Annotated in this window: 12 protein-coding genes; 7 read left to right on the top strand and 5 right to left on the bottom strand. The window is 63.3% G+C overall.

Annotated elements, in window-relative coordinates; genetic code table 11:
• From AAFH49_RS21195 to AAFH49_RS21180, 4 genes are all read left to right on the top strand, one after another.
• A partial coding sequence (locus AAFH49_RS21195) for a universal stress protein (protein ID WP_342301343.1) occupies positions 1 to 717 on the top strand: 717 nt, incomplete at its 5' end.
• Between the two features lie 98 nt (positions 718 to 815).
• Positions 816 to 3,503, top strand: coding sequence for a cation-translocating P-type ATPase (locus AAFH49_RS21190; RefSeq protein ID WP_342301342.1), 2,688 nt, complete (start codon positions 816 to 818; stop codon positions 3,501 to 3,503).
• Positions 3,504 to 3,834: 331 nt separating this feature from the next.
• Positions 3,835 to 4,659 carry a universal stress protein gene (locus AAFH49_RS21185; RefSeq protein ID WP_342301341.1) on the top strand — a complete coding sequence of 275 codons (825 nt, stop codon included), beginning with the start codon at positions 3,835 to 3,837 and terminating at the stop codon, positions 4,657 to 4,659.
• A gap of 39 nt (positions 4,660 to 4,698) precedes the next feature.
• Entirely contained in the window at positions 4,699 to 7,077 is a 2,379-nt protein-coding gene (locus AAFH49_RS21180) for a phosphoketolase family protein (protein ID WP_342301340.1), read from the top strand.
• A 167-nt stretch (positions 7,078 to 7,244) separates the two neighbouring features.
• On the opposite strand, the gene AAFH49_RS21175 is transcribed toward AAFH49_RS21180, so the two are convergent.
• Genes AAFH49_RS21175 through AAFH49_RS21165 form a run of 3 tightly spaced genes read right to left on the bottom strand, consistent with a single transcriptional unit; the run spans position 7,245 to position 9,817 of the window.
• A complete protein-coding gene (locus AAFH49_RS21175) occupies positions 7,245 to 8,219 on the bottom strand; it encodes an MlaD family protein (RefSeq protein ID WP_342301339.1) in 975 nt (324 codons plus the stop codon).
• Between the two features lie 47 nt (positions 8,220 to 8,266).
• Positions 8,267 to 9,049 carry an ABC transporter ATP-binding protein gene (locus AAFH49_RS21170; protein WP_342301338.1) on the bottom strand — a complete coding sequence of 261 codons (783 nt, stop codon included), beginning with the start codon at positions 9,047 to 9,049 and terminating at the stop codon, positions 8,267 to 8,269.
• A 9-nt stretch (positions 9,050 to 9,058) separates the two neighbouring features.
• The gene (locus AAFH49_RS21165) at positions 9,059 to 9,817 is read right to left on the bottom strand and encodes an MlaE family ABC transporter permease (RefSeq protein ID WP_342301337.1); all 759 of its coding nucleotides are present in this window, start codon (positions 9,815 to 9,817) and stop codon (positions 9,059 to 9,061) included.
• Between the two features lie 258 nt (positions 9,818 to 10,075).
• On the opposite strand from AAFH49_RS21165, the gene AAFH49_RS21160 reads away from it, so the two are divergent.
• Both AAFH49_RS21160 and AAFH49_RS21155 read left to right on the top strand, forming a co-directional pair.
• Entirely contained in the window at positions 10,076 to 10,579 is a 504-nt protein-coding gene (locus AAFH49_RS21160) for an Hsp20/alpha crystallin family protein (RefSeq protein ID WP_342301335.1), read from the top strand.
• Positions 10,580 to 10,813: 234 nt separating this feature from the next.
• Positions 10,814 to 11,230 (top strand): globin family protein, encoded by a 417-nt coding sequence (locus tag AAFH49_RS21155; protein WP_342301334.1) that lies wholly within the window; start codon positions 10,814 to 10,816, stop codon positions 11,228 to 11,230.
• On the opposite strand, the gene AAFH49_RS21150 is transcribed toward AAFH49_RS21155, so the two are convergent.
• Together AAFH49_RS21150 and AAFH49_RS21145 are read right to left on the bottom strand one after the other, a co-directional pair.
• Positions 11,193 to 11,891, bottom strand: a complete 699-nt coding sequence (locus AAFH49_RS21150; protein WP_342301333.1) for a Crp/Fnr family transcriptional regulator — start codon at positions 11,889 to 11,891, stop codon at positions 11,193 to 11,195. The two genes, AAFH49_RS21155 and AAFH49_RS21150, sit on opposite strands and share 38 nt — an antisense overlap.
• Before the next feature lie 201 nt (positions 11,892 to 12,092).
• On the bottom strand, positions 12,093 to 13,649 hold the full coding sequence (locus AAFH49_RS21145; protein WP_342301331.1) for a L,D-transpeptidase scaffold domain-containing protein: 1,557 nt from the start codon (positions 13,647 to 13,649) through the stop codon (positions 12,093 to 12,095).
• A gap of 394 nt (positions 13,650 to 14,043) precedes the next feature.
• Between AAFH49_RS21145 and lepA the strand changes: the two genes are divergently transcribed.
• Positions 14,044 to 15,831, top strand: a complete 1,788-nt coding sequence (gene lepA / locus AAFH49_RS21140; protein WP_342301328.1) for a translation elongation factor 4 — start codon at positions 14,044 to 14,046, stop codon at positions 15,829 to 15,831.
• The last annotated feature ends 125 nt before the right edge of the window (positions 15,832 to 15,956 follow it).

Raw genomic sequence — 15,956 nt, 5'->3', positions numbered from 1 at the left:
CAGGAGCTGGCCGATGAGCCCGGCATCAAGGCCATGCTGGCCCACCTGGCCGCGCACCTCCACACGCCGGCTACGGTGGAGCTCGTTACCGACCTGCTGCCCACGGCGGCCCAGGCCCTCACCCGGCAGCACAACCCCGCGCTGTTTGTGGTGGGGCGGCCCGCCGATGAAGCCGCTACCCCCGACCAAGTGAGCCTGATGCTGCTGGAGCTGCTGCGCGCCGTGCAGCTGCCGCTGCTGCTGGTGCCCCAGCGCACGGCCGCTGCCACGCCGCCCCGGCGCGTGCTGATTGCGGCCGACAGCGAGCCGTTTGTCCTGCCCGCGGCCATTGATGGGGTGAAGCAGCTGTTGCATCAGTTGGCCCCCCACGTCACCATCGTGCACGTATCGGGCATCGAAGACGACGAGAACTGCGCCCGCGCCAAGCACGCCGTGGAGCTGAGCGGCCTGACCACGGACCTGCCCGACGTAGAGCCGCGCGGCTACCAGTACAGCCGGCCGGCCGATGGCATTCTGGCCGCCATCAATGACGTGGGGGCCGACCTCGTGGTGCTCCTCACCCGCCAGCGCAGCTACCTCGGCGAGCTGTTTCACCACAGCGTGACGGCCGAAGTGCTGCGCCGCAGCCCCGTGCCCGTGCTGGCCGTGCCAGCCGCCGAGCCCACGGCAGGCCAGCGCCGGCAGGCCCACCACGCGGCCGATAATATGCTGGCCTAGGCAATGGGGCAGGGGAGTAATAAATTGTTTTTCTGAATATTATAGGCTATACTGTGGTATAGTTGCTATCAACTGGTTCCCCTCCCATTGCCGCCGTCATGCCCGAGCTCATCGAACTGCCGCCGTCGCCGGCAAGTGCTGCCCGCGTAGTCGGCCTCACCGAAGCAGAGGCCCGGGCCCGGCTCCAGCAATACGGCCCCAACGCCGTGGAGCCCATGGTGCCCGACAGTTGGTGGCAGGTGCTGCTGCGCCAGTTTCGTAGCCTGATTGTGCTGGTGCTGGGCGGGGCGGCGGGGTTTTCGTTTGCCTTCCAGGACCACGCCGAGGGCCTGGCCATTCTGGCCGTTATTGCCCTTAATGCCGGCATTGGCTTTTGGCTGGAGTGGAATGCCCAGGCCTCGATGACGGCCCTGCGCCGCCTGGGCCTCACCACGGCCCGCGTGCTGCGCGATGGCCGGGTGTGCGCCGTGCCCACGCACCACGTCACCATCGGCGATGTGCTGCTGGTGGAGGCTGGTGAAGTGGTGGCGGCCGATGCGGCGCTGTTCGAAGCCCAGCAGCTCCAGGTGAACGAGTCGGCGCTGACCGGCGAGTCGATGCCCGCCGGCAAGGTGGTGGACCCGGCCATGGGCGATGGGTGCGAGCTAAAATTCCCCGACAAAGCCACGGACTCGACCAGCCAGTTGTTTAAGGGCACGGCCGTAGTCAATGGCACGGGGCGGGCTTACGTCACGGGCGTGGGCAGCGGCACGCAGCTGGGCGAAATCACGCAATTGGTGCAGCATGCCGCCCGCTCGGCCACGCCGCTCGAAGCCAAGCTCGACCGCCTGGCCCGGCAGCTGGTGTACATCACGGTGGCGCTGGCGGCCGGCTACGTGGCCATTGGGCTAATGAAGGGCCAGCCGGTGTTCGGCCTGCTGAAAATTGCCATTGTGCTGGCCGTGGCGGCCATTCCGGAGGGTATGTCCATTGTGGCCACGCTGGCCCTTGCCTACGGCATGATGCGCCTGGCCCGCCACAACGTGCTGGTGAAGCGCCTGGCCGCCGTGGAAACCCTGGGCGGCACCGACGTCATTTTTACCGATAAAACCGGCACCCTCACCCAGAACCAGATGGCCGTGCAAACCGTGTGGCTGCCCGAGGGCCAGCTCCGGTTTCCGCTGGCCGAAGAGGCCGGCCAACCAGCCGCGCTCAGAGGCGAGGCCTACCAATTGCTGCTGCGGGTGGCCGTGCTGTGCAACAACGCCACCTACACGCCTGCCACCGCCGATGCCGCCCTCGGCGACCCGCTCGAAGTGGCCCTGCTGGCCCTGGCCCACGGCGGACCGTTTGACGTGCCGGGGGCCCAGGCCCACCTGCGCCTGGCCGAGCAGCCCTTCAACTCCGATACCCGCCTCATGGCCACCCTGCACCGGCAGCCCGATGGCCGGCCCTGGGTGGCCGTGAAGGGCGCTGCCGAATCGGTGCTCCAGCATTGTGCCGGGCAACAGCTGGCTGCGGGTGCCCAGCCCATTGGCCCGGCCGAGCGGGCCGAATGGCTGGGCCGCGCCAACGCGCTGGCCGAAACCGGCCTGCGCGTGCTGGCCCTGGCCTACCGCGAGCTGCCCGATGAGCACCAGCCCGACTGGGCCGACGAGCTGACCTGGCTGGGCCTGGTGGCCTTCCTCGACCCGCCGCGCTCCGAGGTGGTGCCCGCTCTGGAGGCCTGCCAGCGCGCCGGCATCCGGGTGCTGATGGTGACCGGCGACCACCCCGCCACGGCCCTCACCGTGGCCCACCAGGTACACCTCGCCAAGGATTCGGATACGACGGTGGTGACGGGCGACGAGCTGGAAAGCCTGCTTACCCATCCCAACGGTGAAGGCCGCCGCCGCTTGTGGCAGGCCCGGGTGTTTGCCCGCGTGAGCCCGGCCCAGAAGCTGGACCTCATCAGCTTATATCAGGATAAGGGCCATGTGGTGGCCATGACCGGCGATGGCGTGAACGATGCCCCGGCCCTCAAAAAAGCCGATATCGGCGTGGCCATGGGCCGGCGCGGGACGCAGGTGGCCAGCGAGGCGGCCGCCCTGGTGCTGCGCGACGACTCTTTTGCTTCCATTGTGGTGGCCGTGGAGCAGGGGCGCATCATCTTCACCAATATCCGGCGCTTCGTGCTCTACCTGGTGTCGTGCAACCTGAGCGAAATTCTGGTGGTGACGGTTGCCGGCCTGCTGGGCCACGGCGCGGGCCTGCTGCCCCTGCAAATCCTGTTTCTGAATCTGCTCACCGATGTGTTTCCGGCCCTGGCGCTGGGGGTGGGCAAGGGCAGCCCCCGCGTGATGCAGCACCCGCCGCAGGACCCGCAAGGCCCCATCATGCGCCCCGGCGACTGGCGACTGGCCATTGCTTACGCCGCCCTGATGACCGTGGCCCTGCTCACGGCCGACTACCTGGCCCGCAACCAGCTGGGCCTGGCCCCGGCCGCCGCCAATGCCGTGCTGTTTTTCGGGCTGTCGGCTGCTCAGTTGGTACACGTTTTCAACATGGCGGGCGGGCACACGCCGCTGTGGCACAACGATGTGCTGCGCAACGGCTACGTGTGGCTGGCACTGGCCCTGTGCTCCGGGCTGATAGTGCTGGCGTATGTGCAGCCGCTGCTGCACCGCCTGCTGGGGCTGCAAAAACTCACGCCGGTGGCCCTGCTGCTCATTGCCGGGCCGGCCGTGGTGACGCTGGTGTTTGGCCAGCTGCTGGGCCGCTTGATGGCCAGCAAGCGACCGGCCGCGAAAGCCCGGCCCTTCAGCTGAGCAGGAGTGAGGCCTCCTTTAGCTGCGGCTGGCGGAGACTACGGCTTGGCTGTCGGCAATGATATAATTCATATGCCGGGTTGATAATTCTTATGGTGCCCGGCACGTGCGCTGCTGAAATTTAAGGCAACTCCCAAGAGCGGTTCCAGGCAAGTAGGGCGCTTGATGACAGCGGCTTGAAGAAGCCTGATTACTAACCCGCCTCATCCATGGCAATACCAACTCCCCTGCGGGGGCAAGCTTGCCCCCGCCGTATTCGGTTGCGCTCCCCACCTGGCTCAGCGCCGGAACCGGTGGGGCGGCGCTCACCAATTCCTTCCGGCTTCCCGCTATGCAACCAACCTTCGTCGTTCTCTCCGACCTGAACAGCGCCTCCGATGCTGCGCTGCGCTACACCAGCCAGCTGGCCACGCAGCTGCCCGAAGGCCACCTTGTGCTGATGCACGTGTTTCAGGACCCGCTGCTGTTTCCCGAGGCGGCACTGATGACGCCCGTGACCACGCCTAGCCGCCACGCCGTGATGGCCGACCTGGCCCAGCGCGCCGACCACCTGCCCGTGCCCGCCGAGCCGGAGGTGACCATCGACACCCTCGGCCTGGCCCTGGCCGATGCCGTGCAGCGCCACCACCCGCTGCTGCTGGCCGCCGGCCGCGAGCACCCCACCAACCTGATTGAGCGCGTGCTGAGCAACATGGCGCTGCCCGTGTTGCAGGGCGCGCACTACCCGCTGCTGCTGGTGCCCGAAGAAAGCCACGACCCCGAGCTGCCCCACCGCGTGGTGGTGGCCGCCGATGACCAGCCCTTCTGGCTGACCGCCCCGTCGCTGGCCCTGGCCGACTTGTTTGAGGCCCTGAACCCCACCACCACGGTGGTGCACGTAGCCGCCACGGATGGCCCTTCCAAAGCCGGCATCGGCTTCGATGCGGTGCGCCGCACGGGCCTGTTTGGGCCTATCGATAATAACAGCCTGTATGAAGTGCGGGAAGAAGCCCCGGCCGACGGCATCCTGCACGCCGCCGCCGAAGTCAACGCCCAGCTCATTGTGGTAATGGCCCGGCCGCACACCCTGCTCGGGGGCCTGTTCCATCGCAGCGTGACGGCCCAGCTGCTGCGCCGCAGTCCGGTGCCGGTGCTTGTGCTGCCCACCACCGATTGAGCCGCCGCCCGGTTCCGCTCCCTAACCCCCCGCTTGCCCATGACTCCTGCTCTCACGACCGCGGCCGTGCCCCAGGCCACCCGCCTGGCCCAGCTGCACCGCTACTGGCTGGCCACCAACTACCTCGGGGCGGCCCAGCTGTATTTGCGCGACAACTTCCTGCTGGAGCGGCCCCTGCAGGCCGCCGACATCAAGCCGCGCCTGCTGGGGCACTGGGGCACACAGCCGGGCCTGAACATGGTGTATGCTCACCTCAACCGCCTGGTGCAGGACACCGAGGCCAGCCTGTTGCTGGTAACGGGGCCGGGCCACGGCGCGCCCGCCATTCTGGCCAACCTATTTCTGGAAGGCACTTTGGGTGAAGTGGACCCGCAATATTCCCTCAACCGCGCCGGCCTGGAGCAGCTCATTGGGCAGTTTTCGTGGCCCGGCGGCTTGCCCAGCCACCTGGTGCCCGGCACGCCCGGCCAGATTCAGGAGGGCGGCGAGCTGGGCTACTGCCTGGCGCACGCCTACGGCGCGGCCCTCGATAACCCCGACCTCATCGTGGCCTGCGTGGTGGGCGACGGCGAGGCCGAAACCGGCCCGCTGGCCGCCGCCTGGCATTCCAACAAGTACCTGAACCCGGCCACTTCGGGCGCGGTGCTGCCCATCCTGCATGTGAACGGCTACAAGCTGTCCGGCCCCACCATTTTTGGGCGGATGAGCGACGAAGAATTACATCACCTCTTCACCGGCTACGGCTACCAGGTGCGGTTTGTGAGCGGCAGCGAGCCCCATCAGGTCCACGCCGCCATGTGGCAGGCCCTGGACTGGGCGCACGCCGAAATCCGTCGCATTCAGGAGCACGCCCGGCTGGGGCTGCTCGATGGGGTGCCGGCCTGGCCCATCCTCATCCTGCAAACCCCCAAAGGCTGGACCTGCCCGTTCACGGTAGACGGCCAGGCCATCGAAAATACGTTTCATGCCCACCAGCTGCCCGTAGCCGACCCGGCCGGCCAGCCCAGCCAGCTGCCCATCCTCGAAGCCTGGCTGCGCAGCTACCGTCCGCAGGACCTGTGCAGTCCCCTCACCGGTGCCTTGTGCGAGGAGATGCTGAGCGGCTGCCCCGCCGGCGACCACCGCCTCGGCCGTAACCCGCACGCCAACGGCGGCCAGCTGCTGGTGCCCCTCAAGCTGCCCAATTTCAGTGATTATGGCGTGATGGTGCCCGCGCCGGGCGGCGTGACGGCGGCGGCCACCCACAAGCTGGCCACCTTCCTGCGCGACGTGTTTCGGCGCAACGAGGACGCCCGCAACTTCCGCGTGGTCTGCCCCGATGAAACCACCTCCAACCGCATGACGACGCTGTTTGAGGCCACCCAGCGCGCCTGGCTCGGCCCCCTGCACGAAACCGATGAGTACCTGTCTCCGGATGGTCGCGTGATGGAAATCCTGAGCGAGCACACCTGCCAGGGCTGGCTCGAAGGCTACCTGCTCACGGGCCGACATGGCGTTTTTGGGTGCTACGAAGCCTTCATTCCCTTGGTCGATTCCATGCTGAACCAGTACGCCAAGTGGCTCAAAGTAAGCAAGGAAGTGCCCTGGCGGCAGCCGCTGGCCTCGCTCAACTACCTGCTCACCTCGCATGTGTGGCGGCAGGACCACAACGGCTATACCCACCAGGTGCCCAGCTTCCTCAATGCGGTAGCGGCCAAAAAAAGCTCGGTGGCGCGGGTGTACCTGCCACCCGATGCCAACTGCCTGCTCGCCGTGATGGACCACTGCCTCCGCAGCCGCGACTACATCAATCTGATTGTGGCCTCGAAGTCCCCGCAGCCCCAATGGCTGGGCATCGAGGCCGCCCGCGACCATTGCAAACGGGGCATTTCGGCCTGGCACTGGGCCGGCAATGAAAGCAGCAGCGAGCCGCACCCACACCCCGACCTGGTGCTGGCCTGCGCCGGCGATGTGCCCACCACCGAAACCATCGCCGCCGCCGCCCTCATCAAGCAGCACCTGCCCGTCCTCCGCCTGCGCGTGGTAAACGTGGTGGATTTACTGGCCCTGATGGCTCCCGATGCCCACCCGCACGGCCTGCCCGAAGCCACGTTCCTAGGCCTGTTTTCGGCCGATGCGCCGGTGATTTTTGCCTTCCACGGCTACCCTTCACTTATTCACGAACTGCTGCATCACCGGCCTGCCCCGGCCCGCTTCCACGTGCGCGGCTACATGGAGGAAGGCCGCACCACAACGCCGTTCGATATGCTGGTAATCAACAACATGAGCCGCTACCAGCTGGTAATGGCCGCCCTCGACCGCATCACGGCCCAGCCCAACAGCCCGGCCCTCGCCCAGTTCTGCCAGCTCAAGCTGACCGAGCACGCCGCCTACATCCGCGAGCACGGAATTGATATGCCTGAAGTGCGGTGCGAGTAGGGGTTAAGGTGGATGAAAAACTATAGGAACGGTCATGCTGAGCGCAGCCGAAGCATCTCTACCGTACAATGCAATCCAATCATTAAGATTACTACTGCGGTAGAGATGCTTCGGCTGCGCTCAGCATGACCGTTCTTATAGTTTTTTGTATAACCCCACGCCAGAGTTCACTCCGCAGCCGCCCGCGCCTTATCCTTCTTAGCCTGCTTCCGAAAATACCCGCGCAGCAAAAAGTTGTGCTTCAGCGCATCCATGTTCTGGCTGAAGCCGGCCGTGCCCAGCTCCACATTGTGCAGGCTCTGGCGCAGGTTTCGGCCCATAGCCGTGTCGGTCAATAGGGTATTAAGCGGGCCGTTGGGGGTTTGAATCTGCTTCTTGAGGCCGGCCAGGGTATGGGCCAGGGTATCGGAAGTGTTGGCCAGCTGGCGCGTGGCGTGGCGCATGCGGCCGGCAAATGCCGTATCGGTGAGAAGGTAGCCGGCCGGCCCGCGCCCCTGGCGCAGCCCGTGCGTGAGCTGCTGCATATCGGCAGCCGAGCCTTCCAGCAGTGCCGTGGCCGCCGCCGCATTGCGCAGGCTGCGGTGCATTTCGGCGGCCAGCTGCTGGTCATTCAGCAGGCTCCAGAGCGCGTTGCTGTTGTTGATTTTGTGGGTAATCTCGCGCAGGTCTTTGGTGATGCCCACCAGGTTTTTATTCGATATGTTGAGCGTACCCAGCATGGCATCCAGGGCGAGCGGGGTGGTGGTGCGCAGCACGTCGCCGCTTTCGATGGCCGGGGCCGGGGCGGGCATGGCCTTCAAATTAATGATGGTATTGCCCACCAGCCCATCCGTGCCGATGGAAGCCACCGCGTTTTTCTTCACAAAGGGCTGCACCTCCCGGTTCAGGCTCAGGCCCACGCGCACGGTGCTGTCGTTCAGAATGCGGATGTCCTTCACCGTGCCCACGCTAATGCCGCCCAGGCGCACGTTATTGCCCGTGAGCAGGCCCGATACGTTCCGAAAATCGGCCTGTACTTCCAGCGAATCGCCAAACAGATTCTGCTTGCGGCCCAGCATAAACAGCACGGCCACTAGGCAGCCCAGCCCGACGAGCACGAACAAGCCCAGGCGGAAATATGTACTGGCAGGGCGCTGAGGCATGGCGGAGAGGGGGTTAAAGGGTGACTATTCGACGACTCACCTGTTGACTATTCGGAGAAAAACTCGTGGATGGCCGGGTCGGTACTGGCCTTCAGTTCGGCGTAGGTGCCCTGGGCGTAGCAGCGGCCATCCACCAGCAGGGCCACGCGGTTGGCGGTGAGGCGCACGCAGTTCATGTCGTGCGAGATGATGAGCGAGGACGTGCCATATTTCTGCTGCACTTCCCGGATGAGCTGGTCGATTTCGCGGGCCGTCACCGGGTCGAGGCCGGTGGTGGGCTCGTCGTAGAGAATGATATCGGGCTGCAAGATGAGGGTGCGGGCCAGCGCGATGCGCTTGCGCATGCCCCCCGACAGCTCGGCCGGCATCATGTCGATGGTGTGGCCCAGCCCCACATCTTCGAGGGCCTGGCGCACCAGCTTGTCCTCCTCGCCGGGGCTGTGCGTCAGCCAGTGCCGCCGCAGGGGGAACAGCAGGTTTTCGCGCACCGTCATCGAGTCGTAGAGCGCATTGCTCTGAAACAGGAAGCCCACCTTGGCCCGCAATTGGTCGAGGGCGGCGTGGTCCAGCGTGGCCACGTCCTGGCCCAGCACCGTGATTTGGCCCGCGTCCACCGGCAGCAGGCCGATGATGCACTTAATCAGCACTGACTTGCCCGCGCCCGACTTGCCCAGCACCACCACGTTTTCGCCCCGGCGCACCTCCAGCGAAAAGTTGCGCAGCACCTGGTTGGTGCCAAACGCCTTGCTGACGTTGGCCACCGTGAGCACGATTTCGGCAGCGGCGGGGGCCGGCGCAGGCGCGGCCACGGGAGCAGGGGCGGGCAGCATCGGAAGCGGTTAGTTGAGGCCCAGCAGGCCGGTGGTCTGCACGGCCAGCAAATCGAGAATGAAGATGACCAGCGACGAAGCCACCACCGCCGAGTTAGCAGCCTGGCCCACGCCCTCGGTCCCCTTGTCGGCATAATAGCCTTTGTAGCAGCCAATTATGCCCACGGCAAAGCCAAAAAAGAAGGTTTTGATAACTGCCGGCACCACGTCGCCAAAGGTCAGCGACGACACAATGTTGTTGGTGAACAGGGCCAGACTGGTCACGCCCTTCAGGTTGATGCCGAGGAACGACGCAAACAGCCCAATGGCATCGGCTATGATGGTGAGCACCGGCAGCATGAGCGTAGTGGCCAGCACCCGCGTGGCCACCAGATACTTAAACGGGTTGGTGCCCGATACTTCCATGGCGTCAATCTGCTCGGTCACGCGCATCGAGCCCAGCTCGGCCCCGATGCTGGACCCGATTTTGCCCGCGAAAATCAGCGCCGTGATAATCGGCCCCATTTCGCGGATGATGGTGAGGCCCACCATGGTCGGAATCCACGACTCGGCCCCGAACTGGGCCATGGTGGGCCGGCTTTGCAGCGTGAGCACCATGCCCATAATGAACCCCGTGATGCCCACCAGCGGCAGCGACTGGTAGCCCACCACAAAGCACTGGTGCAGCAGCTCCTGCACCTCGTAGCGCGGCCGAAAACCCTCCTGAAAAAACCGCCCGGCAAACCGGGTAATGGCGCCGGTTTCGGCAACGGTGGTACTGGTGGCCATGGCGGCGGCGGTGAGTGGGAGTGGGGCGCAATGCGCCGAATATAGTGGCGGAATCACCCTGCAAGGTGACGGCCAAACGGGGTCGAAATCCATGTGCAAAGTCATGGCATCGTTTGATTTATGTCATGGATTGCCGGGGCGGTATCTGGCAAATTTGGATATCTGATGGCGGTTACCCATCAGCGCTGCTTTGCCATTTTTCCGCCATCGATACCGTCGTGCTTTTCTATTCCATTCACCCCAAACACTTAAAACGCCATGAGCAACATTCAAAAATATCAGGACTCGTTTTTTGACGTGATGCCTGCCCGCTTCAGCACCCTGCTCGACCGGTTTTTTGACGATAACATGCCCATGCGGGGCCAGATGAACCGGTTCTTTCCCAAAGTCGACACCTACGAAACCGATACGAGCTACGACATCGACGCCGCCCTGCCCGGCATGAAGGAAGACGATATCAACGTGAGCCTCGACCAGGGCCGCCTCACCATTTCGGGCGAGCGCAAGTTCGAGAATGAGCGCAACGACCGGCGCTACCACGTCATCGAAAGTTCCTACGGCTCCTTCATGCGCACCTTCCAGCTGCCCGATGCCGCCGAGGCCAATAAGATTGACGCCAGCTTCCACAACGGCGTGCTGCACGTGCACGTGCCCAAAGGCACGCCCAAAACCACCCAGCAGCGCATTCCCGTGCACAACGGCCAGGGCAAAAACGCCGACCAGGGTAAAAACATCGACCAGGGCCAAAACGCCAAAAAGTAAGGCCTAATTATTATTATTCGCCGGCGGCGTTCCATCGTCAGGCACCATGAAAGCCCCGGTTTTCATGGCGCCTGACGATGGGACGCCGCCGGCAATTAGGAGGGTAGCCAGTCCGGCACGCCGCCTGCCCAAAGGGGGGTGAATGATATATATCAATTAATTAGGTGATTGTTACCATGGCAACCGCAGGCCGAAACGCCCAAATTTGCAAGCTTACCACCCCATCATCGAATCATGACAGCGTACCTCCCTTCTGATTTGGCTACTCCTTCGCAACGCCACCGCTTTGTAGAGCTATTTGCAGCCCTCATTGCCGAAGACGACCTGCTGGGGCCGGTTTTTGGGGGCGCAGGGCGCGTTTCACGGGGCGAGTACGCTTGGTGGGAGCAGGCCCTGACCGGCATGCGCTACTACGGCCGTCTCCTGGCCAATACCGCCGCGCAGCTGCCTTGCAATGCCTATTTCGGGCGCTGGTGCGCGCTGCTGGAAACCACCTTCCGGCAGTATTTCCACGGCCCCAACGCGGCCGAGGCCCAGGGCTATGTGCTGAACCTGGCCACCATGCTGGGGCACTGGCGCATGGCTCAGCAGCGGCACCCGGCATTGGCTCAACTTAGTCATACAGGGTCGAAATCTCAATTAGCCGCTTGATATCCAGGATGGTGATGCTGCTGCCCTTGGTGCTGAGCACGCCCTCCGCCTTCAGCTCGGCCATGAACCGGCTTGCGGTTTCGCGCACGGTGCCCACCAGCGCGGCCAGGTCATCGCGCGAAATCGTGAAGCTGGGCGGCCCATCGGCCGGCTGCTGGTAGGTGCGCAGCAGCAGGAGCAGGGCTTCGGCCAGGCGCTCGCGCACGGGCTTGTAGGCCAGGTGCAGCATTCGTTCCTCGGTTTCGGCCAGCTCGTTGGCCATCAGCTTCATCAGTGAAGTGGTAAACCCCTGATTGTGCTCGATGAGCTGAAAAAAAACCGATTTGGGAATGAAGCATACCTCGGCCTCATCCAGGGCCAGGGCATTAGCAATGTGGCCATTACCCGCCAGCAGCCCCCGGTAGCCCATGATATCGCCGGCCTTGGCCAGGCGGATGATTTGCTCCTTGCCATCGCCGCCCACTTTCGTCACCTTAAAATGGCCGGAGCTGATGCTGTAGAGCCCCGCCGCGTGGTCGCCTTCCCGAAACAGTATCTGCCCGCGTTGGTAGTGCTGAAACGTTTTTGCTGCGTCAATAAGCGCCGTATGCTGGCTGCTGGCCAGGATGGCATCGGCCCAGCTGCGGCACTCCGGGGTGTTAGTAGGGATAAATGACTTCACGATAGAAAGGGAATAGTTTCTAACTGCAATATATGATTATAATTATTATTATAAAATATTGTTATCCGGCTGCCTGGATATAAGCCGATTGAGCTCGGGTTTACCGTGCGCTAAATACCAGGCAAGTACCCCGCTATGGCCTAAGGCCGCCAGAAATTACTTATCTGGAAAATCCCCGAGCAGGCATCTGCCCTCTCCTTTTTATTCCCGTTGCCCGGCGAGGGCGGTATCACCGGCTCCCTTCGCCGGCGCACTCCGGCGCTGGGTCAGGCTGGCCTGGGCGCTGCGTTGGGCAGCCGTCTGCATATTCAGCAGCTGCCGCCGCAAGGTGGCGTCCTGCCCATACACATCGGGGTAGAAGCGCAGCCGGCCCGCCTCCACCGCGCAGGTGGCGTAGCGCACGTGCAGCGGTAGCGGGCGCTTCAGAAAGATGGTGCGGGGCTGCGGGTTGGCTTCGCACTGGGCCTCGGTGGGCAGCGCGGCGCTGGTGCTGTCGGGGCCCAGCAGGTAGGCCGCCAGGTGCATGGGGCGCTCCAAGTGCACGCAGCCTTCTTCCAGCGCCCGGTATTGGTTTGAAAACCGTTTCGGCTCGGGCGCATCGCTGAGGTACAGGCCGTAAGGATTGGGAAACCGGAAAATGATGTTGCCCAGCAGGTTGCCGCACCCCGGACTCTGGCGAATGGTATAAGGAAAGTTCTGCGCCGTGATGGCCTGCCAGTTCACGCTAGCCTGATTCACCGGCCGGCCCTGGGCATCAAATAAGCGGTAATTATTATTGGCCAGAAAATCCTGCTCCGGCGAGTACCGGGCATTGGCCTTCAGGTAAGGCAGGATGTGGCGCACTGCCACGCTACGGGGCACGTTCCACTCGGGCGCAATCGTGAAGGACGTAATCCGGCTATTCAAAGTAGGAGTGGGCTGCCCCGGCCGCCCAATGATGATGCGCTGGCTGAGCCGCACCCGGCCCTTGCGCACCACCTCCAGCCGATAAGCCGGCAGGTTCACCAGCAGGTATTCGCTCCCCGGGATGGCCGCCCAGCGCCACCGCTCCAGGGTCAGGGCCATTTGCTGGGCGCGCCGCTTGTGGGCCGCTGGATTGCGCCCACCGGGCTGCCGCCGCCAGCGTGCCAGCGCCTGCTGAAGCTCCCGATACTCGCGCTGCGGCGGCTGGCAGCGCAGCAAGGCCGCTGTAAAGCTGGGCGCAGCCAGGGCCCGGGCCACCCACACCGTTGGCCTGAACGGTACCCCCGCTTTTTCCAGCGGCGAAGGCGTGAAAGCATGCAGCTGCCCCCGCCGCAAATGGAGCGCAAACTGCACCACCCCATCCGTCAGCAGCACCTCGAAACGGGCCATTCGAGCCACCTGACCGGCCGCAGTGGCCGGATGCGCCAATGAGTCGGCCAGCGCCGTAAGTTGCGGTACATGGTACAGCGCGGGCGTCAGGCCATAGTCGCCGGCCCGAGCCAGGAGCGCCAGCGCCGCCCGGCCTTTTGCCCCGGTGCCAGCCCCTTCGCACCAGGCGGCTGAGTAGGTCCGCTTGGCATAAAACGCCTGCACCGCAGCACCATCGGCCAACGTCATCGGCAGCACCTGGCCGGCTGTTGGCCCGGTCAGCAGCGTCTTGATGCGCGTGGTCAGCGAGTCCGTTGGGTAATTAGTTGCTGGGGCACTAAGCGCGGCCGGCCGGTCGGCGCTGCTCAGTCCGAAAAGGATGGTCGTGAGCGAAGCCGCCAGCAGCATGGACTTTAACGGACGCATATTCAGGGCTATTGGTTGAGGGTAACAACCGGTAAAAGTGGCGGCCCCGCCGCTGCAGTCCTGTGATAAACGTCATGGCAACGCATGAGATTTCTCATCGACAGGCTTTTGGCACCTTTGCCAGCTCAGGTTGGGAGCCGCCCGGTTGAAAATTTGGGCCAATTCAATGCGTAGCATCGCCCAAAATCCCCGCTTCCAAACGAACACTACATCAGGCAGCCGCACCAGAATTCGCCCCCAGACATGCCAAATCGCGCAGACTAGTTATTCTGGTCGTAATTTGCAGGCTCAAGCTGGTAAAACGGGTACTAGGGTAACGCGAGGCTGGCCACCGCCCCGCCCAACTACCCAAAATTCCAACCGCCCCGCCAGCAGCCCAGAAGAAGAAATACCTGTGAAGAACATCCGCAACTTTTGCATCATTGCCCACATCGACCACGGTAAAAGCACCCTGGCCGACCGACTGCTGGAGTTCACCAGCACCGTGGCCAAGCGCGACATGCAGGCCCAGCTGCTCGACAACATGGACCTGGAGCGCGAGCGCGGCATCACCATCAAGAGCCACGCCATCCAGATGCAGTACCCCTACAAAGGGGAAATGTATACGCTGAACCTGATTGACACCCCCGGCCACGTCGATTTTAGCTACGAAGTAAGCCGCAGCATCGCCGCCTGCGAAGGTGCGCTGCTGATTGTAGACGCCTCCCAGGGCATCGAAGCCCAGACGATTTCTAACCTTTATCTCGCCATCGGGGCCGACCTGGAAATTATCCCAGTACTGAATAAAATCGACCTCCCGCACGCCATGCCGGAGGAAGTGACCGATGAAATCGTGGACCTCATCGGCTGCGAGCCCGGCGATATCCTGCACGCCTCCGGCAAAACCGGCATCGGCATCGAAGCCATTCTCAACGCCATCTGCGACCGCATTCCGGCCCCGAAAGGCGACCCGGAAGCCCCGTTGCAAGCCCTGATTTTTGACTCCGTCTTCAATTCTTACCGCGGCATCGAAGTTCTGTTCCGCATCAAAAACGGCACCATGCGCAAAGGCGACAAGGTGAAGTTTATGGCCACGGGAAAGGAGTACGGCGCCGATGAAATAGGCATTCTGGGTCTGAACCAGGAGCCGCGCACCGAAATGAGCGCCGGCAATGTAGGCTACCTCATCTCGGGCATCAAGGAAGCCCGCGAGGTGAAGGTGGGCGATACCATCACGCATGTGGCGCGGCCCACTTCCGAAGCTATCCAGGGTTTTGCCGATGTGAAGCCGATGGTGTTTGCCGGCATTTATCCCGTCGAAACCACCGAGTACGAGGAGTTGCGCTCGTGCATGGAGAAACTCCAGCTCAACGACGCCTCGCTGGTCTGGGAGCCTGAAACGTCCGTGGCCCTTGGCTTTGGCTTCCGCTGCGGCTTCCTGGGCATGCTGCACATGGAAATCGTGCAGGAGCGCCTGGAGCGCGAGTTCAACATGACGGTCATCACCACCGTGCCCAGCGTGCAGTTCCACGCCATCGGCACCAAGGACCAACTGCTGACCATCAACGCACCCTCCGAAATGCCGGAGCCCAACCTCATCAAGCTGATTGAAGAGCCGTTCATCAAAGCTCAGATTATCACCGCTTCGGAGTACGTCGGCCCCATTATCACGCTGTGCATGGACAAGCGCGGCATTATCAAAGGCCAGTCTTACCTCACCTCCGAGCGGGTAGAAATGACCTTTGAATTGCCCTTGTCCGAAATCGTATTCGACTTCTTCGACAAGCTCAAAACCATCAGCCGCGGCTACGCTTCGCTTGATTACGAGCTGATTGGCTTCCGCGAAGCCGATATGGTGAAGCTCGACGTGATGCTGAACGGCGAGAAGGTGGATGCCCTCTCCGCCATCGTGCACCGCTCCAAAAGCTACGAGTGGGGCAAGCGCCTCTGCGAGAAGCTGCGCGAGCTGCTGCCCCGCCAGATGTTCGACATCGCCATACAGGCTTCGATTGGCCAGAAAATCATTGCCCGCGAAACGGTGAAAGCCCTGCGCAAAAACGTAATTGCCAAGTGCTACGGCGGCGACATCAGCCGGAAGCGCAAACTGCTTGAAAAGCAGAAAGAAGGCAAGAAACGGATGCGCTCCGTGGGCTCCGTCGAAATCCCGCAAGAAGCCTTTCTGGCGGTGCTTAAAATTGATTGATTTGAAAAAGGCGGCTTTCGGGTCGCCTTTTTTATTGTCATGCTGACGATGGAAGCATCTTATCACGGCTGCATTCGTCAGATTTGGTAACCACATGCGGCGCAAGGCGTGAGAAGGTCCTTCGC

This window comes from Hymenobacter segetis, assembly GCF_038448715.1.
Classification (GTDB): domain Bacteria; phylum Bacteroidota; class Bacteroidia; order Cytophagales; family Hymenobacteraceae; genus Hymenobacter; species Hymenobacter segetis.
The sequence above is the reverse complement of the archived record's forward strand: the minus strand, read 5'-3'. Positions and strand labels throughout refer to the sequence as shown.